Consider the following 18081-nt stretch of genomic DNA (forward strand, 5'->3'; position numbering starts at 1 on the left):
AGCGCCGGCTGGCGGCGGCCGACAATGCTTTCTTCACTCGTAAGGTGTAGTCTGTCCGGCGAATACAAGTCGGGCGATGGGGCTACTTCTTGCTTTCCATGATAATCAAGAAGCTGGAACGACTGTTCCCGCAGCCGCTGGTCCGGCGGTTGCGGCCGCCTCTGCTTGTCGCAGAACAGCTCTGGAACGGGCGCGACGACGGTGCGGTGGCGCGCCGCATGTCGGTGATCGCCTTTTTGATCCGGGTTATCAGCGCCGGGATTGCCTTCGTGTCGCAGGTCGTTCTGGCGCGTTGGACCGGCACATTCGACTACGGCATCTATGTCTTCGTCTGGACCGCGATGATCATCCTGGGAAACCTCTCCTGTTTCGGTTTCCAGACGGCGGTGATCCGCTTCCTGCCGATGTATCGCAAAGAGGGCGCGCTGGATCACCTGCGCGGTATCCTGCTGACCAGCCGCCTTTTCGTGCTGGTTTCGGCGTCGTCGGTGGCGGCGCTGGGCATCGGGATCGTGCTTCTGCTGGGCGAGCGCATCGGGTCCTACTATCTGCTGCCCTTCGTGCTGGGCTTCACCTGCCTGCCGATGCTGGCGCTTGGCGACGTGCTTGATGGAACTGCACGGGCCAACTCCTGGCCGGTGCGGGCGCTGACGCCGACCTATATCGTGCGCCCGACGCTGGTTCTGCTCTATCTCGGGATACTGCATCTTGCCGGCTTCGAGCCGAGCGCGGTGACGGCCGTTATCGCGGCGGTGCTGTCGACCTACACGACGACGCTCGGACAACTGGTCCTGCTGACCAGACGGCTGGACAGTGTTTACGAACCGGGCGCCCGTCGCACCGACATGTCGGCCTGGGTCAAGGTCGCACTGCCGATCTTCCTGGTGGAGGGCATTTTCTTCCTGCAGACCAATGCCGACGTGCTGATGGTCGGCCTCTACATGTCGCCGGACCGGGTCGCCATCTATTTCGCGACGGTCAAGACGCTGGCGCTGGTGCATTTTGTGTTCTTTGCGGTCAAGGCCGGCGTGGCCCAGGAATTCGCGGCGCGCACCGGCGTGGACGACCGGGATGCGCTACGCGCATTCGCGCGCCGCAGCGTCGGCTGGACATTCTGGCCGTCGCTGTTGATGGGCGCCATCGTGCTGGTGCTGGGCAAGCCGCTGCTGTCGATGTTCGGCCCGGAATTCGTGTCCGGCTATCCCTATCTCTTCGTGCTGGTGGCCGGCGTCATCCTGCGCGCCAGCGTGGGGCCGGCCGAAAGCCTGTTGAACATGACCGGCAACCAGAACGCCTGCGCCGTGATTTTCGGTGCGATCCTGGCGATCAACATCGCCTTGAACATGATGCTGATTCCGGCTTATGGCTTGATGGGCGCGGCAATCGCCACGGCGGCCGCCACGCTGGTCGAGGCGCTGTTGCTGGTCGTCGTCGTGTATCGGCGGATCGGCCTTGTCATGTTGGTATTCGCGCCTGCAATCGAAACGGAGGTACGGCCGTGAGCGCCGATCCGGTGATAGAACGCGTGGTGCAGCAGGCGGGCTCGTTCATGTTGTCGGGTATCGCCGACGCTCCGCCGCACGAGGCCGAGCCGGAAATCAGCCGGCTTTCGGATGGCGAGCGCCGATTTACCGTGCACTCCGCCGAGAGCGGCTTCGACATCCTCGACGACATCGACCGGGTGACCGACTTCGCCCTGGAACCCAATATTTTCTTTGCGCCCCGCTTCCTTGTGCCGGCGATGACACGGCTGGACGAACGCCAGGTTCGGCTGATGCTGGTGCAGGATGGCGCGCGCGATGCGCCGCAGACCCGCTTCCTGATGCCATTTTCCATCGAGAAGCCGGGCTTTGCGGTCGGTCCCGACATCATTCGCGGCTGGGCCAACCCTTTCGGCCCTTACGGTATTCCGCTCGTGGAACGGCGCGAAACGGCGCGCATCCTGGAAGACGTGGTCGCCACACTGGGCGATCGGGACGTGCAGCTTCCGAAGATCATGGTGCTGCCGGATGTGTGGACCGGCAGTCCGGCGGTCGCCGCCTTGCGCGGCGTTGCGATCGGCCGTGGACTTGCGGTCCATACGACCGACACCGTGCAGCGCCCGTTCCTGAAGAGCGAGTTGGACAGCGTCGACTATCTGCAGGCGAGCATCAGGGGCCACAGCCGGCGCAATTTCGGGCGGTTGCGCCGACAACTGGAAGAGATGGGAACGCTCGAATATGACATCGCCCGCAGCCCACAGGAGATCCGCGTGGCGATGGAGGAGTTCCTGCTCCTGGAGAACTCGGGATGGAAAGGCCGGCAGCGGACATCGCTGATGGCCGACCGCCTGCGCGCCGCATTCGCCCGCGAGGCGGTCAACAATCTCGCCGAACGCGACCTGTGCCGCATTCACAGCTTCAAGCTGGACGGGCAGGTGTTCGCGTCGCTGATCGTCTTCGTGCAGTCCGGGCATGCCTGGACCTGGAAGACGACCTATGACGAGAAACTCGCGCAGTATTCGCCGGGAACGCTGCTGATCCTGCGGGTGACGGAGTCGCATCTCGACGATCCGAACATTTTGGTAACCGACAGCTGCGCGGTCGAAGATCATCCGGTGATGTCGCGGCTGTGGATGGAAAGACGCGAGTTCGCGACGCTGGTCATCGGTCTGCGCCCTGAACTGGACCGGGAGGCGCGGCAGGTCGTGTCGCAGCTCAATCTCTACCGGTCGACACGGGCGGCGGCGAAAACGGTGCGGGATCGCGTCAAAAACCTGATCGGCAAGCGTTAGCGCCAGGCGTTCTATTCGCCGCGCGGTTCGGCGGCAGCCCGGTCGCGGAAAAGCCGCCGGATCACCTTGCCGGTGGTCGTCAGCGGCATCTCCGACACGAATTCGATCTCGCGCGGATACTCGTGCGCGGACAGGCGCGTCTTCACATAGTCGCGGATGTCGCCCTTCAGTTCGGCCGACGGCGCAATACCCTCGCGCAGCACCACATAGGCCTTGACGATCTGCGTGCGCACGGGGTCCGGTTTGCCGACGACGGCGGCCAGCGCGACATCGGGATGGCCGACCAGGCAATCCTCGATCTCGACCGGGCCAATGCGGTAGCCGCCGGACGTGATCACGTCATCGTCGCGGCCGACGAAGTGAAAGTAGCCATCCGCGTCGCGGTAACCCTGGTCGCCGGTGGTCATCCAGTCGCCGACAAACTTGTCGGCGGTTGCTTCCGGGTTGTTCCAGTACTCCAGAAACATCACTGGATCGGGCCTGCGGACGGCGACCTGGCCGAGTTCGCCGTCGGCGAGGACGTCGCCATTTTCGCCGATGATCGCGACCTCGTGTCCGGCGACCGGCTTGCCCATCGATCCCTCGCGCAGCACGCCGAGCGCATTGCAGGCGGACAGGACGAGGTTGCATTCGGTCTGGCCGTAGAACTCGTTGATGTCGATGCCGAGCGCGTTGCGGCACCACTGCAGCGTCTCGCGCCCCAGCGCCTCGCCGCCGGAACCGATGGTGCGCAGTTGCAACGGAAAACGGGCGACATCCTGCACGGTCGCCAGCATCCGCAGCGCGGTCGGCGGCATGAAGACATTGCGCACGCCAGCCCGCGCCATCACTTCGAACGCCCACTCCGGTTCGAACCGCGGCGCGCGTGCAGCGACGACCGGCACGCGGAAGTAAAGCCCCGGCAGCAGCACGTTGAGCAATCCGCCCGCCCAGGCCCAATCGGCCGGTGTCCACAACACATCACCCGGCTGCGGCAGGAATTCGTGGTGCGTCTCGACGCCCGGAAGATGTCCGAGCAGGACGCGGTGGCCGTGCAAGGCTCCCTTTGGATGCCCGGTCGTGCCCGATGTGAAGATCATTAGCGCGGGATCGTCAGGCCCGGTATCGGCCGGGATGAAGCCATCGGCGGGTTCGTTCGCAAGCGCGGAGAAGGCGACGGTTGCGTTGCCGCCATCGGTGGAAATGACGGTTTCGAGCGTCTCAAGTTCGTCGCGGATTTCGGCGATCTTCGTCAATCCGGAAGCGTTGCAGAACAGCGCCCTGGCGCCCGAAAACCCGACCCGGTAGGCGATGGCCTGCGGGCCGAACTGCATAGCGAGCGGCACGGCGATGGCGCCGAGCTTGTAGATCGCCATATGCGCGATCACCGTCTCAAAACTCTGCGGCAGGAGGATCGCGACGCGGTCGCCGCGTTGGAGCCCGAGGCGGGACAGGCCGGCGGCAAGGTTGTCGGAGCGCGCCGACAACTCGCCGAATGTCAGCGTGAGCGGCGTCTCGGCCGACCAATCGACGATGGCCGGTGCGGCTGCATCGGTTCGCGCCGGTTCGTCGGCGCAGGCCACGCCGATATTGAACCGGTCCGGTATCTGCCAGCGGAAACGCCGGGTCAGGTCTTCATGGGATTGCGGGTCGGCGGGCAGCATGTTCGGAAGTTGCGCCGTTGTCCTTTTGCAGTCCGCCTCGAAAAGGCGGTGGTGCCCCTGGCCCGACTCGAACGGGCACTCCTTGCGGAACTCGATTTTGAGTCGAGCGCGTCTACCAATTCCGCCACAGGGGCCAACGCGAGATTTCGCTTTCGAGCAATATGTGCGGTGCCCGGCGGCGTCAAGGCGGATTGACCGCACTCGGCAACAGTCTATCCGAATTAGTTCATGATTGATTGGCGATTCCCGGCTAAAGGGTAGTCGGAAGCAACCGGGCGATGGAACCGTGACCGAAAACGACGATCTCGACACTTCCCAAGCGCATCCACGCGGCGCGATCGCCAAGATCGAACATATCCTGCTGGCCGCAAAGAGTGACGATGACGGCCAGATCGGCCTCGGCGAACTCAGCGACGCCATGGAGGAGCGGGCTTTCGGGCTCCTGATGCTGATCCTGGCACTGCCCTGCTGCCTGCCTTTCGTCTATCTGTTGCCGCAGATCGTGGCGCTGCCGATGGCGGTTCTTGCCTGGCAGATGGCGCAGGGCCGCCGCGCGCCGTGGCTTCCCGGATTTCTGCGCCAGCGGCGCATGCCGGTCGCCGGCCTGCTCGATGTGGTGCGGCGTACCAAGCGTTATGCCGGATGGCTGGAGCAGTTGGCGCATCCGCGTCTGGCTGGCTTGACCGACCACGGCGGCATGCGCGTGATCGGGATATTGATGGTGGTTCCCTGCCTGTCGATCCTGTTGCCGCTGCCGCTGACCAATACGGTGCCGGGCATCGGCGTGGCGGTCGCCTCGGCCGGCGTGATCGAACGCGACGGGGTGTTCGTGATCCTGGGTTTGCTGATCGGGCTGGCCTGGGTGCTGCTGCTGCTCGTCGGCGGCCCGGCGCTGCTGTATTTCCTGATCGACTGGGTACGGGGCGGCGCGGCGGCGTGAGTGCCCCAAAAGTTAATTTGCCGAAGCGTTTCAACTGCGCTACGGCAAAGCCGCTTCAACCTGATGCCGGATCCTGACATGTCGCCCGAAACCGCCCGTTCCCCGCATTTCGCAACGGCCATGCTGCTCGCATTCGCCATGGCGGTCGTGGTCGGCACGGCGCTCGGCTTCGAGCATATCGGCGGCTACATTCCCTGCAAGCTGTGCCTCGGGCAGCGGCTGCCCTACTACATCGGGGTTCCGGTCGCGCTGGTCACCGGCTTGGCGGCGATGGCAAGCGCGCCGCGCTTCGTCACCCGCGCCGGTCTTGCCATGATCGCCGGGCTGATGACCTGGAGCATCTATCTCGCCGTGTTTCATTCGGGCGTGGAATGGGGCTGGTGGCCCGGCCCGGCCGACTGCGCGGTGGTTCCGGATACCGGGGGCAGCAGCAACGCCAGCGATCTGCTGAATGCGCTCAGCGAGACGGTGCCGCCATCCTGCGGCGAAGCGGTGTTCCGTTTCCTCGGCCTGTCCTTTGCGGGATGGAACGCGATCGCCAGCGTGGCGCTGGCGGCCCTGGCATGGGCCTCGGTGTTTGCCGCTGGCCGCCGAGCCTAGTCATCCCAGGCAACAAAAAAACCGAAGGCCCGATCAAGGCTCCAGTTCAACATCCCAATAGAGATAATCCATCCAGCTCTCATGGAGATAGTTGGGCGGAAAACTTCGACCATTGTTGTGCAGGTCATGGACCGTGGGATGGAACGGCATCTGGCGCGGCCGCATACCCGCGTCCCTCGGCATCTTGCCGCCCTTCTTCAGATTGCAAGGCGAGCAGGCCGTGACAATGTTTTCCCACGTTGTCTGGCCGCCAAAACGGCGCGGTACGAGATGGTCGAAGGTCAGGTCTTCCGTCGTTCCGCAATACTGGCATTCGAACTTGTCGCGCAGGAACACGTTGAAGCGGGTGAAGGCCGGGTAGGTGGCGGGTTTGACGTAGCTTTTCAGGCAAACCACGCTCGGTACGCGCATCGCGAAGGACGGCGAAGACACTTCGTGCTCGTACTCCGCGACGATATTGACGCGGTCGAGAAACACCGCCTTGATCGCGTCCTGCCACGACCAAAGCGACAACGGGTAATAGCTCAGCGGACGGTAGTCCGCATTCAGGACAAGCGCCGGAAGACCCTCCGGCGAAACCGCAATCGTCAAGGCTCACCTCTTCGCATCACGATCGTTCGGTGCCTTATACTAAGCGCGATGTGACATGCTTGTGAAGCGCTTGCCGGTTCCGTTGGGTGATCGTAAAAAAGTTTATATTACAGTGCTTTGCGGGCAAAGAAACTAGACAGGAAGCACGTCGCGGTTGCGCCGCTGCGCATAAAACGCCCAAAAAAGCCGCGCCGCAACGCTCCGCCAGGGCGTCCATGATTCGGCGATGACGCGCAGTTCGGCGATCTCCGGCCGGGCGGCGAGGCCGAACGCATCGGCGACAGCGGCGCGCAGCGCCACATCGCCGGCGGGGAAGATGTCAGGATGCCCGGCGGCAAACAGCAGATAAGTCTCGGCGGTCCAGGGGCCGATGCCCTTGATCGCGGTCATGCGTTCGATCGCCTGTTGCGGCTCGATATCGCATAGGCGAACAAGATCAAGCCTGCCGGCCAGCACGGCTTCGCTGATGGCGATTAGTGCGGCCTGCTTGGGGCGCGACAGCCCGGCCTCGCGCCACGCCGCTTCGCCACCATCGAGAAACCCGCGTGGCTCAAGCGGATCGACAAGCGCTGTCAGCCGCTCCCAGATCGCCGCGGCGCTCGCCTTGGAGACCTGCTGGGAAACGACGACGGAGGCGAGGCTGGCAAAGCCGGCCTCCGAGCGGCGCAGCGGTATGTCTGGGACCGCATCGATCACCGGCGCCAGGCGCGGATCGGCGGTGGCGAGCCCGTCGAGACCGGCGGCGATATCGGCTGCGGTGTTGATCGGTTGCATCGGCGTTCCCGGATTTCTACCTTGGTCGCAAACCAGCGCGACAGTTGTCCATGACCCCACCCGTTTTTCGTTTTGCGCCGAGCCCCAATGGCGCGCTGCATCTCGGCCATGCCTATTCGGCGATCCTGAATTTCGAGATGGCGCGCGAAACCGGCGGCACCTTGCTGTTGCGCATGGAGGATATCGACACGGCGCGCTGCACGCCAGAACTGGAGCGCGAGATAGTCGAGGACCTGCGCTGGCTCGGGATCGAATGGAGCGGACCCATCCGGCGCCAGTCGGAGCAATTTGCCGTCTATCGCGCGGCGCTGGAGGTTATGGAAGACGAGGGGCTGGTCTACCGGTCCTATCTCAGCCGGTCGGAGATCCGCCAGATCGTGGAGGAACACGAGGCGCGGGGCTTGCCATGGCCGCGTGATCCCGACGGGGCGCCAGTCTATCCCGGCCAGCGCCACGAGGCCGATGGCGACGACGCGCCCTATGCATTGCGCCTCGATATGCGCCAGGCGCTCGAACGGATCGGCGCGCCGTTGTCATGGAACGAGGAGGGGGCGGATGAAACCGGCGCGCAAGGGACGGTCGAGGCCGATCCGCTGGCCTGGGGCGATGTGGTGCTGGCGCGCCGCGACACGCCGACCAGCTACAATCTGTCTGTCGTGCTGGACGACGACCGCCAGGGCGTGACCCATGTGGTGCGCGGGCGCGATCTGTTCCACGCCACCTCTGTTCACGTGGTGCTGCAGGAACTGCTGGGCCTGACGCGGCCGACCTATGTGCATCATGACCTCGTGCTGGGCGACGACGGGCGCAAACTCTCCAAGAGCAATCGCGATACCAGCCTGGCCGCACTCCGGGCCGCCGGCGCGACGCCGGGCGACATTCGCCGGATGATCGGATTGCCGGTTTCGCCGTCCGGAGATATGCGGCCGGGTCAGTAGCCGAGCCGGCTGGCGACAGCCTTGAGTGTCGCCAGAAGCGCGAGTGCGCAGAACCCGCCGGTGATGGCGGTGACGGCCTGCCCGGTCGGATCGCGAAGCGGGATGCGCAGAACCTCCATCAGGTAGGTTGCGAGAAACCCTCCCGTCAGCAGGATCACCATGTTGGGAATGGTTCCGAACCCGTCCGGCCCCATGACGCCATGCATCGCCGACGCGATAAAATAGGCGGCGGCCGTGATGAACAGGCCGATGATCACGAGGGTGAATGCGTCAATGCCAGCTATCATGGCTGCCTCCGCTCGACACTGAGTAGAATTGACAAATCGTTAATATGGCACGCGCGGTTGCGGCGGATTTAACAGCGTCGCTAAAGTTTTAGCGAAACAGGCAATTTTTTCGGAGTGTGTGCTGATGGGCAAAGATCAGCGCTTCGCTTCGGCGACCAGTTGGCGCGCCTCGCGATAGCGGATGATCGCGGCGTTGATTTCGGCACCAAGAATGAAGATGGCGGCGACGATGTACAAAAACACCAGCGCGATCATGATCGACGCCAGGCCGGCATAGGTGGTGACGTAGCTGGCGAAGCTCTCCAGATAGCGGGCGAACAGGCCAGCGCCGAGAAACCAGGCGGCGATGGTCAGGCCGATGCCGGGCGTCAAGGACGCGAAGCTGCGCTTGCCGGCGGGTAGCCATTTGTGGGCGACGAACAGGCCGGCGACCAGGACCACCAGCGCGATGGCATAACGGGCGAAACCGATCGAAAACGAGAAGTTGTCCAGCCAGGGTATCCATTGCTGGGTAATGCGAAGGGCGAGCGGCGCGAGAATGAGCAGGAAGCTGATCGCCATGAAACCGAAGGTCGCGATGATGACGAAGCCGAGGCTTTGCAGGCGGATCATCCAGAACGGCCGTGACTCGTCGACGCGGTAGGCTCGGTTGAGCGCGACGCGCAGCGCCTCGATGCCGTTGGAGGCAAAAAACGCCGCGGCAAGGACGGAGATCGTCAACAGGCCGCCACGCTGCACGGTCAGAACGTTCTCGACTTCGCGCGCAATCGGCGCGGCAATGCGCTCCGGCCAGGTGTCGAAGACGAGGTGGATCGCCGTCTCGGCAAAGCGGTCAGCGCCCAGGAAACCGGCAAGCGTGGTCGCGAAGATCAGGAAGGGAAAGATCGCCAGCAACGCGGCAAGCGCGACATGGCTGGCCAGCGCCCATCCGTCGGTGTCGTTGAAATGCCCGAAGGCATCGTATGTGATACGCCGCAGCGCAACCAGTCGTCTCAGCATTGATTCGCCAAACAGCTTGCCTTGCACGGTCGAATAGGGGCAAGCGCTCCTGTAGCAAACGTCTAAACGGAAACCCCATGCAAGATAAACCGTCGATCCTCGTCACCGGCTGCTCATCGGGGATAGGCAGGTACTGTGCCGGCCGGTTGCGCGAAGACGGATTTCGCGTCTTTGCGACCGCGCGCAAGGATGCCGATCTCGCCGCACTGCGCAGCGATGGTTTCGAGGCGCATTATCTCGATTACCGCGAATCGGACTCTGTTTGCGCGGCGTTTGACGCGGTCGTGGAAGCCACCGGCGGACGGCTCGATGCGCTTTACAACAATGGTGCCTACAGCCAGGCCGGGGCAGTCGAAGACCTGCCGACCGATGCGCTGCGCGAGCAGTTCGAGGCCAATCTGTTCGGTTGGCACGAGTTGGCGCGCCTGGCGGTGCCGGTGATGCGGGCGCAGGGGGGCGGGCGCATCGTTCACGCCTCGTCGGTGCTCGGGCTGGTGCCGGCGCCGCTGCGCGGCGCCTACGTGGCGTCGAAATTTGCGCTTGAAGGGCTGGTCGCCTCGCAGCGCATGGAGCTTTACGGCAGCGGCGTTGACGTTTCGCTCCTGGAGATCGGTCCCGTGCCGTCGAAGATTGCGCTCAACGCGATCCCCTATGTGCATAAATACATCGACGTGGACGGCAGCGTGCATGCCGCGCTCTACCGCCGGCGGCTCGCGCAACTGGAGGCGGGAGGTACGGCGGACGATGGCGGCCGCGCGCTGGAACAGGTCTACAGCGCCCTCAACCGGGCGTTGACCGCACGGAATCCGAAGACGCACTACCTGGTCACGCCGAACACGCGCATCGCGGCTTTCGGCAAATGGTTGTTGCCGGCCGATTTGTTCTATCGACTTGTCGCGAAGCGGACATAGGTGTTACCCGAACCCGGATCGAAGGAGACGGCATGTCAGGTGGATTCTTTTTTCTCGCGTTGATCGCGATGGCGGCGGTCGCGGCAGTGCTGCTGGTCGGACTGCGCAACACGATGCGCGGCGGCAGCGGCAATTTTTCGAACAAGATGATGCAGCTTCGCGTCTTGCTGCAATTCGTTGCGGTCGTGATCATCGTGATCGGCATCATGGTGGCGCGGTCGGGTAGCGCAGGGTAAAGTGACGACATGGTTGTTCTGAACAAGATCTACACAAAGACCGGCGATGACGGGACGACCGCGCTTGGTACAGGCGAGCGCCGCCTGAAATACGATCTTCGCGTCGAGGCCTATGGCACCGTCGATGAAGCCAATGCGTGTATCGGCATCGCGCGCGTGCAGCTTTCGGCGGACAATGGCGACATCGATGCCATGCTGTCGCGCATCCAGAACGACCTGTTCGACCTCGGCGCCGATCTGGCGACGCCGGACACCGGCGTGAAACTGGAATACGAACCGCTGCGCATCGTGCATGCGCAAGTGGAACGCATCGAGGGCGATATCGACACGCTGAATGCGCGGCTTTCGCCGCTGCGTTCGTTTATCCTGCCCGGAGGCTCGCCGGCCGCGGCGGCGCTGCATCTGGCGCGCACGGTGGCGCGCCGCGCCGAACGCGCCATGGTCGAACTTGGCGAGCGGCCGGGCGAGCATGTCAACGCGGAAGGTATCAAATACATGAACCGGGTGTCGGACTTCCTGTTTGTTGCCGCGCGCGCAGTCAACGACAATGGTGCCGACGACGTGTTGTGGGTGCCCGGCGAAAATCGCTAGTCAACGTGGCGGCGGCGGATTGAAGGCGCAAATACCCGATGTTCATTCCGCTGCACGACGCCAACACGCTCAAGCATATCGCGCTGCAGTATGTGACGCTTGGGCTGATCGCGGCGAATGTACTCGTCTACGCGCTGGTGAATTTCGACTTGGTTGCCGGCACCTATGAGGCGGCGGTTTATTCGTTCGGCTACATTCCCGCCGTGTTCAACGACTTCGCCGAACTGCCGCCGGACCGGCTGGTGATCCCGGAAGAGCTGTCGCTTCTGTCCTATTCCTTCTTGCATGCCGACCTGTTGCATCTTGCCGGCAACATGGCGTTCCTGTGGGTGTTCGGAGACAATGTGGAGGACGCGCTCGGCCATTTACGCTTCGTGCTGTTTTTTGCGCTGTGCTCGGTTGCGGGCGCACTGGCGCATGGGTTGGTCGATCCCATCTCCACCGCGCCGCTGATCGGCGCGTCGGGCGCGGTTTCGGGTGTGCTTGGCGCCTATCTCATCCTGCATCCCCGGGTCATGGTCTGGGTGCTGGCCTTCGGGCGAATTCCCCTCCGGCTACCGGCGGCGATCCCGCTTGCGCTGTGGATACTCTACCAGTTTGCGGCGATCGTGCTTTTGGCGGACGAGAACGTGTCCTGGGCAGCCCATGCAGGCGGCGCGCTCGCCGGAATGCTGCTGGTGGTGGTAATGCGCCGCAGGGGCGTGCCGCTGCTGGATCGGGAAATTGTCACGCCGGACGCGGTCCGGACAGTGCGCGCCACAGCCGATGCCGAGCCCCCGGAAGGCCAGCGCCGCCGGTGGGGCAGAATGGACTAATCGGCGACAACAATATTGACGTTCACGTAAACGTAAAATAAAGAACCGTCGATTGCGCGCCCCTCTGTTCGCTTCGGGACTTGTGTCGGAACCCGGAAAACGGCATTGACGCGCGACGAGAGATGTCGACTTTGCGCAAGCGGCCGGTCCGCCGGTTGACTATCAGTCGACGGAAATCATGGGAGTTACTCGCAATGAAGGTATTGGTGCCGGTCAAGCGTGTTGTAGACTACAACGTGAAGATCCGGGTTAAGGGCGACGGTTCGGGCGTTGAGCTCGCGAATGTCAAGATGAGCATGAACCCGTTCGACGAGATCGCAGTCGAAGAGGCGATCCGGCTGAAAGAAGCCGGTGTGGCCACCGAGATCGTTGCCGTGTCGATCGGACCGGCGCAGGCGGCCGAGACGATCCGCACCGCGCTTGCAATGGGCGCCGACCGCGGCATCCTGGTCAAGCATGACGATCTGGTCGAGCCGCTCGCCGTCGCCAAGATCCTGAAAGGGATCGTCGACGAAGAGCAGCCGGGCCTGGTGATCCTCGGCAAGCAGGCGATCGACGATGACGCCAACCAGACCGGACAGATGCTTTCGGCGCTGCTTGGCTGGAGCCAGGGCACATTCGCTTCGGAGATCGAGATTGCCGGCGACATCGCCAAGGTGACCCGCGAAGTCGATGGCGGCCTGCAGACGGTCGACATCAAGATGCCGGCGATCGTGACCACGGACCTGCGCCTCAACGAGCCGCGCTACGCGTCGCTGCCAAACATCATGAAGGCCAAGAAGAAGCCGCTCGACGAAAAGTCGGCTGCCGATTACGGCGTCGACATGAGTCCGCGCCTGCAGGTGCTGAAGACCGAAGAGCCGGAAGGCCGCAAGGCCGGCGTCAAGGTCGCCGATGTTGGCGAACTGGTCGACAAGCTGAAAAACGAAGCCGGCGTGCTCTGAGCGGGGAAGGAACAGGATCATGGCAGTTCTACTGATAGCCGAACACGACAATGCGAGCCTGTCCGACCAGACGGCAAAAGCGCTGGCCGCAGCGGCCCAGATCGGCGGCGATGTTCACGTGCTGGTTGCCGGTCAGGGTGCCAGCGGCGTTGCCGACGAGGCGGCGAAGCTCGACGGGGTGAGCAAGGTATTGCTGGCCGACGACGCGGCACTCGTCGAGCGTTTGGCCGAGCCAATGGCGGCGCTGATTGTTTCGCTGGCCGATGGCTACGACACGCTGGTCGCGCCGGCAACGACGAGCGGCAAGAACATCATGCCGCGCGTTGCCGCGCTGCTTGATGTGATGCAGGTCTCCGACATCATCGAGGTGGTGTCCGCTGACACGTTCAAGCGCCCGATCTATGCCGGCAACGCGATCCAAACCGTGCAGGCAACCGACGCCAAGAAGGTGATTACCGTGCGCACCGCCGGTTTTCAGGCGGTCGGCGCGGGCGGTTCGGCAGCGGTCGAAGCCGTCGCCGCAGCTGCCGATCCGGGGCTTTCGAGCTTTGTCGAGAACAAGCTTTCGGAAAGCGACCGTCCGGAACTGACCTCGGCCAAGATCATCATCTCGGGCGGTCGGGCACTGGGTTCGAGCGAGAAGTTCGAGGAGGTCATCCTTCCCGTTGCCGACAAGCTCGGCGCGGCAGTCGGTGCGTCGCGCGCCGCCGTCGATGCGGGCTATGCGCCGAACGACTGGCAGGTGGGCCAGACCGGCAAGGTCGTCGCGCCGGAGCTCTATATCGCCTGCGGCATCTCGGGTGCGATCCAGCATCTGGCGGGCATGAAGGACTCCAAGGTGATCGTCGCGATCAACAAGGACGAGGACGCACCGATCTTCCAGGTGGCCGATTATGGCCTCGTCGGCGACCTGTTCGACGTGCTGCCGAAGTTGCAGGACGCGCTCTAAGCCGCCAGCTTCGGAAGTTTCAATCTTGGAGCCCGTCGCGGGAAACCGCGGCGGGCTTTTGTTGTTGCGGTATGCGGAGAACTGGCGGGGCCGGTGCTAACGCGTTAATCTCGCCCGACATTGCGGAAATCCGGGAAAGGGCGACGGATGAGGGTGGTCTTGCGTTTCGTCTTTCTGTTGTTTCGCTGGCTCTGCTACGCCGCACTCGCCTATGTCGTTGCCGGTTTCGGCTCGCTGATCCTGCTTTCACTGATGGATGTCTGCCCAAGGTTGGATACGGGCGCCATCGAGTGCGTGAGCGAAACCTATACGTCGATCGCGAAATTCGGCATGGGGGCTGCGCTTATCTCGGTGTTTACCGGATTGCCGCTGCTGCTGGCGCTGCTTGGCCTGTTCTTTCTGCTGCGATGGCTCGTCAAAACCCTGAGCAAGTCGGGCTGAAAGGTACTGGAGTGTGTCCCGGTCAGGTTTGTTCGCCCGAACTCGGTTTTTTGCGCGGTGAGCGGGACCCGTGACTTCACGCGATAGTGCGCCAGTTTAAACGGATGTCCCGCAAAGTCCGGCCGGTCGATGACTGGAAAGGGGCGCTGCAACCGATCCACGGGAGGGGTGGAGAATGTCGATAACCGGTTCGGTCGATCAGCAGAGCCTCGGCGCGGAATCCTATCAACCCTTCTGTCCCCGCACCCGGCGCCGATATGTCCTGTGGTCGGCAATCCTCGCGTCAAGCATGGGGTTCATCGACGGCAGTGTCGTATCGATCGCGATTCCCGCGATTCGCAGCGATCTTGGCGCAACGCTTCCCCAAGCGCTGTGGATTTCAAACAGCTACATGCTGTTCCTTTCTTCACTTATCCTGATTGGCGGTGCCGTGGGCGACAGCTTCGGCCTGCGGCGCGTCTTTATTTTTGGCATTGCAGTTTTCGTGATCTCCTCGATGGCTTGCGCCATCGCACCCAATCCCGAAACGCTGATCGTGGCGCGCGGCGTCCAGGGTATTGGCGCGGCAGTCATGGTGCCGGGCAGTCTGGCGATCATTGCCAAGGCTTATCCGGCTGAGGAACGCGGCAAGGCAATCGGGATCTGGGCAGCCGCATCGGCATTCACGACGACGGTCGGGCCGATCATCGGCGGTGTCTTGCTTTCGGCCGCCGGCGATCCGGGCTGGCGGATGATCTTTGCCATCAATCTCCCGGTCGGATGCGCTGCCTTGTTCATGCTCTGGCGTTTGGTGCCACCCGATTCCGCCGCAGGTGCAAGGAGGATCGACATGCTTGGCGGGTCGTTGATCACGCTGGCACTCTTCCTGTTGGCCTATGGCATGACGGGGAGCGGCGGCGAGGGCAGCATCCCGGCCACCGGACAACTGATCGGATTCATCGGGGCGGGAGCCGCTGTCCTGGCCATCTTCATTGTGACCCAGGCGAGGATCGCTTCACCGATGGTCCCGCTCAGGCTGTTTTCGATCACTGCTTTCTCGGGCGCGAACGTGCTTACTTTCTTCCTCTATTTCGGACTGTCGGCGGTGCTGTTCTATCTGCCGATGACCCTGATAAACGGCTGGGGACGGAGCCCGACGGAGGCGGCGATGGTGTTCGTGCCCTTTGGTGCGGCAATTGCCCTGCTGTCCGGCTGGGGCGGGGCGCTTGCCGACCGCCTCGGGCCTGCGCCCCTGATCGCGGCCGGGTCGATGATCGTGGCGATAGCGTTTGGTGGCCTGGCGGTGCTCGCGCAGTATCAGAACCTATGGTTTCACGTGTTTCCGCTCATGGCGCTTGGCGGTGTCGGAATGAGCCTTGTCGTGTCGCCGCTTTCAACGGCCGTCATGACGGCTGTTTCCGATAATGACACCGGGACAGCTTCGGGGATCAACAATGCGATCTCCCGCGTCGCGGGGTTGATCGCGGTTGCCATGATGGGGCTTCTGGCGAGCGCGGTGTTCGATCGGGCGATCGAGAACACCGCCGCCGCGGGTTCCCTGGGCGATCTGACCTTCGGCGCCGAGTTTACAGGCCCGGACAGCCTATTGGCAGTCTTCGAACAGGCGACGAACAGCGCGTTCTCGACTGTTGCGGGAATCGTCGCTGTCCTGTCGTTGGTTTCCGGGGCGGTCGCCTGGATCACGTTGCGCCACGGTTCGGCGCGGGACCAAAACGCGCCCTAGCCGGCGACCTGCGCGACGACGGTTCCGTCGTCTTCGAGGCTCTTGCCGAGCAGGGCGTTGATCCGGTCGCGCTCGCGCGCAAAGGCCTTCAGCTCCTCGCCTTCAAGCACCCGGCCCTTGGGCAGGCGCACGCGCATCGGATCGACGCGGTTGCCATTGACCTTCATCTCGTAGTGAAGGTGAGGGCCGGTCGACAGGCCTGTGGTGCCGATATAGCCGATGATCTGGCCTTGGCGGACCTTCACGCCCTTGCCGATTCCCTTGGCGAACTTGCTCTGGTGCGAGTACGACGTCTCGTAGCCATTGGCGTGGCGCAGCACGATCTGCTTGCCGTAGCCGGAGGCCCAGCCGGCCTTGGTCACGACACCATTGCCGGGCGCGATGATCGGGGTGCCGCGCGGCGCCGCCCAATCGACGCCCCAGTGCATCCGCACGTAGCCGAGGATCGGATGTTTGCGCTTGCCGAACGGCGACCGGAACACCCCATTCGGTACGGGATTGCGCAGCAGGAACTGGCGCGCGCTGCGGCCTTCGCGGTCATAATAGTCGGCGACGCCGTCCGACGACCTGAAGCGGTAATATGTACGTGCCGACCCGCCGAACGAGGCCTCCACGAACAGCAATTCGTGGCCATCGGGGGCGGCGGCTTCATCCTCGGGCAGGGCGAAGAACAGCTCGATGCGATCGGTCGGGCGGATCGCCGAACGGAAATCGACATCGGCGGCCACCATCCTGACGATGTCGGCGGCCATGGTGTCGGGCAGGTCGTAGGACAGGACGCTTCTGTAAATCGCGTCGTAGGCGCTCGGCATTTCGCGGTTGGCGACAACCGGCGCGCCGAGTTCGCCATCGCGGCGGCGCATCACGCCAGGATCGACCGGCTCGGGCGCCGGCACGTATTGGCGGCGGTCGTTCAGCGCGATGGTCAACTGGTGGTTCGCCCCCGAATAGACCGACGCCCTGACGATGTCGGCGCCGTCTTCGGTCGCCTGCAGGCCGAGCCGGATAGCGTGCCCGGATTTCAGCGATTTTGCCTGCAGCAGCGTTTCGAGCGCGGTGGCCATGTTGGAGGCCTTGCCGTAGCCCGTCTCGGCGAGCAGCACGCCGATCTCGCCGGCGTCGTTCAGTTCGATCAGATCTTCGTCGAAGGCGGCGAAGCCGGGCTCGCTTCGGTTGTTGGCGGCGCGCGCGGCAACCGACATGTTCTCGGGCACGACCTTGGCCGCCGTGGCGAGGCCGAGGCCGGTGACAAGGCTGGGATCGCTGATGCCGAAGCGGAACGGGTCGATATAGTGCAGCGAGGCCAACTGGACCGTTCCATCGGTCAGGATGGCGGCGGTCTCGCGCACGATTTCCTCGGCCTCCGCGTCGCTGAGCGCCAGCGGGTCTTCGGGGATTTCCTCATCGAAGTCGAAGGAGGCGAAACGGACTTCGACCTCGGTCTCGACATTGGCGCCGTAGATAATGCTCTGCGTGTCATCCTCGAGGGGTTCCGGTTCGGAGCCATCGGAGAAGATGTTGAGCGGATTGAAGGCTGGATAGTCCTTGTCGGTGTTGTGACCGGCGGCAAGCGCGATGTGGACATGCTCGAACGGCTTGGTGCGGATCACGTCGCTGTCGCCGACCCGGGTGATCATGGAGACGTCCATACGCCGGCGGTCCGACAATTCGGCCTTCAGCGATGCGGGTATAAAGACGCGCGGTCCCTTCTCGGCGATCTCGTTCTCGTCATAAATGCTGAGCTGATCTGATGTCGCGACTTCGGCCGGTACGGCGAGCAACTCGCGACCGTCCAGGGCGGCAAACAGCGCGGCACTCATCAGGATCGTGGAAGTGAGCCCGGTCAGCGCGGTGCCGCTCAACCAGCGCAGCGAAACTTCCCGCCGGTCCGGCAGGCTCTTTCGGTCGCTCCCGAGCATGGGCGGC

Annotated in this window: 19 protein-coding genes and 1 tRNA gene (1 of these 20 cut by a window edge); 13 read left to right on the forward strand and 7 right to left on the reverse strand. The window is 63.6% G+C overall.

What is annotated here, in order from left to right; all coding sequences use genetic code 11:
- Positions 1 to 98: 98 nt before the first annotated feature.
- Together ACO06R_RS05015 and ACO06R_RS05020 are read left to right on the forward strand one after the other, a co-directional pair.
- Positions 99 to 1502: a lipopolysaccharide biosynthesis protein gene (locus tag ACO06R_RS05015; RefSeq protein WP_421859217.1), complete on the forward strand. Its 1404-nt coding sequence runs from the start codon at positions 99 to 101 to the stop codon at positions 1500 to 1502.
- Positions 1499 to 2773 (forward strand): GNAT family N-acetyltransferase, encoded by a 1275-nt coding sequence (locus tag ACO06R_RS05020; protein ID WP_421856948.1) that lies wholly within the window; start codon positions 1499 to 1501, stop codon positions 2771 to 2773. The genes ACO06R_RS05015 and ACO06R_RS05020 overlap by 4 nt, the downstream gene beginning before the upstream one ends.
- Positions 2774 to 2784: 11 nt before the next feature.
- On the opposite strand, the gene ACO06R_RS05025 is transcribed toward ACO06R_RS05020, so the two are convergent.
- A complete protein-coding gene (locus ACO06R_RS05025; protein ID WP_421856951.1) occupies positions 2785 to 4416 on the reverse strand; it encodes an AMP-binding protein in 1632 nt (543 codons plus the stop codon).
- 49 nt (positions 4417 to 4465) lie between these two features.
- Positions 4466 to 4550, reverse strand: a tRNA-Leu gene (locus ACO06R_RS05030).
- A gap of 152 nt (positions 4551 to 4702) precedes the next feature.
- Here ACO06R_RS05030 and ACO06R_RS05035 point away from each other — a divergent pair.
- Both ACO06R_RS05035 and ACO06R_RS05040 read left to right on the forward strand, forming a co-directional pair.
- Positions 4703 to 5356 (forward strand): exopolysaccharide biosynthesis protein, encoded by a 654-nt coding sequence (locus ACO06R_RS05035; protein WP_421856954.1) that lies wholly within the window; start codon positions 4703 to 4705, stop codon positions 5354 to 5356.
- A gap of 78 nt (positions 5357 to 5434) precedes the next feature.
- Positions 5435 to 5956 carry a disulfide bond formation protein B gene (locus ACO06R_RS05040; protein WP_421856957.1) on the forward strand — a complete coding sequence of 174 codons (522 nt, stop codon included), beginning with the start codon at positions 5435 to 5437 and terminating at the stop codon, positions 5954 to 5956.
- Between the two features lie 33 nt (positions 5957 to 5989).
- Here ACO06R_RS05040 and ACO06R_RS05045 read toward each other — a convergent pair whose 3' ends face one another.
- Both ACO06R_RS05045 and ACO06R_RS05050 read right to left on the reverse strand, forming a co-directional pair.
- Positions 5990 to 6547, reverse strand: a complete 558-nt coding sequence (locus ACO06R_RS05045) for an HNH endonuclease (RefSeq protein WP_421856960.1) — start codon at positions 6545 to 6547, stop codon at positions 5990 to 5992.
- 132 nt (positions 6548 to 6679) lie between these two features.
- On the reverse strand, positions 6680 to 7321 hold the full coding sequence (locus ACO06R_RS05050; RefSeq protein ID WP_421856963.1) for a DNA-3-methyladenine glycosylase family protein: 642 nt from the start codon (positions 7319 to 7321) through the stop codon (positions 6680 to 6682).
- A gap of 50 nt (positions 7322 to 7371) precedes the next feature.
- Between ACO06R_RS05050 and gluQRS the strand changes: the two genes are divergently transcribed.
- Complete coding sequence (gluQRS, locus tag ACO06R_RS05055) at positions 7372 to 8259, forward strand: tRNA glutamyl-Q(34) synthetase GluQRS (protein ID WP_421856965.1); 888 nt, start codon at positions 7372 to 7374, stop codon at positions 8257 to 8259.
- Here gluQRS and ACO06R_RS05060 read toward each other — a convergent pair.
- Positions 8253 to 8546 carry a hypothetical protein gene (locus ACO06R_RS05060; protein ID WP_421856968.1) on the reverse strand — a complete coding sequence of 98 codons (294 nt, stop codon included), beginning with the start codon at positions 8544 to 8546 and terminating at the stop codon, positions 8253 to 8255. The two genes, gluQRS and ACO06R_RS05060, sit on opposite strands and share 7 nt — an antisense overlap.
- A 135-nt stretch (positions 8547 to 8681) precedes the next feature.
- Positions 8682 to 9545, reverse strand: coding sequence for a YihY/virulence factor BrkB family protein (locus ACO06R_RS05065; RefSeq protein WP_421856971.1), 864 nt, complete (start codon positions 9543 to 9545; stop codon positions 8682 to 8684).
- A 77-nt stretch (positions 9546 to 9622) separates the two neighbouring features.
- Here ACO06R_RS05065 and ACO06R_RS05070 point away from each other — a divergent pair, with 77 nt between their 5' ends.
- The 8 genes from ACO06R_RS05070 (at position 9623) to ACO06R_RS05105 (ending at position 16155) form a co-directional block, all read left to right on the forward strand.
- Positions 9623 to 10456, forward strand: a complete 834-nt coding sequence (locus tag ACO06R_RS05070) for an SDR family NAD(P)-dependent oxidoreductase (protein ID WP_421856974.1) — start codon at positions 9623 to 9625, stop codon at positions 10454 to 10456.
- Between the two features lie 32 nt (positions 10457 to 10488).
- Entirely contained in the window at positions 10489 to 10692 is a 204-nt protein-coding gene (locus ACO06R_RS05075; RefSeq protein WP_421856977.1) for a twin transmembrane helix small protein, read from the forward strand.
- Between the two features lie 9 nt (positions 10693 to 10701).
- Positions 10702 to 11283, forward strand: coding sequence for a cob(I)yrinic acid a,c-diamide adenosyltransferase (locus ACO06R_RS05080; RefSeq protein WP_421856980.1), 582 nt, complete (start codon positions 10702 to 10704; stop codon positions 11281 to 11283).
- A 38-nt stretch (positions 11284 to 11321) separates the two neighbouring features.
- Positions 11322 to 12098 carry a rhomboid family intramembrane serine protease gene (locus ACO06R_RS05085; protein ID WP_421856983.1) on the forward strand — a complete coding sequence of 259 codons (777 nt, stop codon included), beginning with the start codon at positions 11322 to 11324 and terminating at the stop codon, positions 12096 to 12098.
- Positions 12099 to 12292: 194 nt separating this feature from the next.
- Entirely contained in the window at positions 12293 to 13042 is a 750-nt protein-coding gene (locus ACO06R_RS05090; protein ID WP_421856986.1) for an electron transfer flavoprotein subunit beta/FixA family protein, read from the forward strand.
- 19 nt (positions 13043 to 13061) lie between these two features.
- Entirely contained in the window at positions 13062 to 13991 is a 930-nt protein-coding gene (locus ACO06R_RS05095) for an electron transfer flavoprotein subunit alpha/FixB family protein (RefSeq protein WP_421856989.1), read from the forward strand.
- Positions 13992 to 14138: 147 nt separating this feature from the next.
- On the forward strand, positions 14139 to 14432 hold the full coding sequence (locus tag ACO06R_RS05100; RefSeq protein ID WP_421856992.1) for a hypothetical protein: 294 nt from the start codon (positions 14139 to 14141) through the stop codon (positions 14430 to 14432).
- Positions 14433 to 14607: 175 nt separating this feature from the next.
- Complete coding sequence (locus ACO06R_RS05105; protein ID WP_421856995.1) at positions 14608 to 16155, forward strand: MFS transporter; 1548 nt, start codon at positions 14608 to 14610, stop codon at positions 16153 to 16155.
- On the opposite strand, the gene ACO06R_RS05110 is transcribed toward ACO06R_RS05105, so the two are convergent.
- Positions 16152 to 18081, reverse strand: the 3' portion of a protein-coding gene (locus tag ACO06R_RS05110) for a M23 family metallopeptidase (RefSeq protein ID WP_421856998.1). The gene runs 56 nt beyond the window's last position; 1930 of the gene's 1986 nt are visible here — the last part of the coding sequence; the start codon falls outside the window, past its right edge; the stop codon is at positions 16152 to 16154. The genes ACO06R_RS05105 and ACO06R_RS05110 overlap by 4 nt on opposite strands.

The sequence above is a fragment of the Oricola sp. genome (genome assembly GCF_965230365.1).
In the GTDB taxonomy this organism is placed as follows: Bacteria; Pseudomonadota; Alphaproteobacteria; order Rhizobiales; family Rhizobiaceae; genus Oricola.

What these genes read in the sequence shown, in the direction of transcription:
- ACO06R_RS05015 (WP_421859217.1), top strand. Translation starts at nt 99, where the DNA reads ATGATAATCAAGAAGCTGGAACGACTGTTCCCGCAGCCGCTGGTCCGG.
- ACO06R_RS05025 (WP_421856951.1), bottom strand. Translation starts at nt 4,416, where the DNA reads ATGCTGCCCGCCGACCCGCAATCCCATGAAGACCTGACCCGGCGTTTC.
- ACO06R_RS05040 (WP_421856957.1), top strand. Translation starts at nt 5,435, where the DNA reads ATGTCGCCCGAAACCGCCCGTTCCCCGCATTTCGCAACGGCCATGCTG.
- ACO06R_RS05050 (WP_421856963.1), bottom strand. Translation starts at nt 7,321, where the DNA reads ATGCAACCGATCAACACCGCAGCCGATATCGCCGCCGGTCTCGACGGG.
- gluQRS (WP_421856965.1), top strand. Translation starts at nt 7,372, where the DNA reads ATGACCCCACCCGTTTTTCGTTTTGCGCCGAGCCCCAATGGCGCGCTG.
- ACO06R_RS05060 (WP_421856968.1), bottom strand. Translation starts at nt 8,546, where the DNA reads ATGATAGCTGGCATTGACGCATTCACCCTCGTGATCATCGGCCTGTTC.
- ACO06R_RS05065 (WP_421856971.1), bottom strand. Translation starts at nt 9,545, where the DNA reads ATGCTGAGACGACTGGTTGCGCTGCGGCGTATCACATACGATGCCTTC.
- ACO06R_RS05070 (WP_421856974.1), top strand. Translation starts at nt 9,623, where the DNA reads ATGCAAGATAAACCGTCGATCCTCGTCACCGGCTGCTCATCGGGGATA.
- ACO06R_RS05075 (WP_421856977.1), top strand. Translation starts at nt 10,489, where the DNA reads ATGTCAGGTGGATTCTTTTTTCTCGCGTTGATCGCGATGGCGGCGGTC.
- ACO06R_RS05080 (WP_421856980.1), top strand. Translation starts at nt 10,702, where the DNA reads ATGGTTGTTCTGAACAAGATCTACACAAAGACCGGCGATGACGGGACG.
- ACO06R_RS05085 (WP_421856983.1), top strand. Translation starts at nt 11,322, where the DNA reads ATGTTCATTCCGCTGCACGACGCCAACACGCTCAAGCATATCGCGCTG.
- ACO06R_RS05090 (WP_421856986.1), top strand. Translation starts at nt 12,293, where the DNA reads ATGAAGGTATTGGTGCCGGTCAAGCGTGTTGTAGACTACAACGTGAAG.
- ACO06R_RS05095 (WP_421856989.1), top strand. Translation starts at nt 13,062, where the DNA reads ATGGCAGTTCTACTGATAGCCGAACACGACAATGCGAGCCTGTCCGAC.
- ACO06R_RS05100 (WP_421856992.1), top strand. Translation starts at nt 14,139, where the DNA reads ATGAGGGTGGTCTTGCGTTTCGTCTTTCTGTTGTTTCGCTGGCTCTGC.
- ACO06R_RS05105 (WP_421856995.1), top strand. Translation starts at nt 14,608, where the DNA reads ATGTCGATAACCGGTTCGGTCGATCAGCAGAGCCTCGGCGCGGAATCC.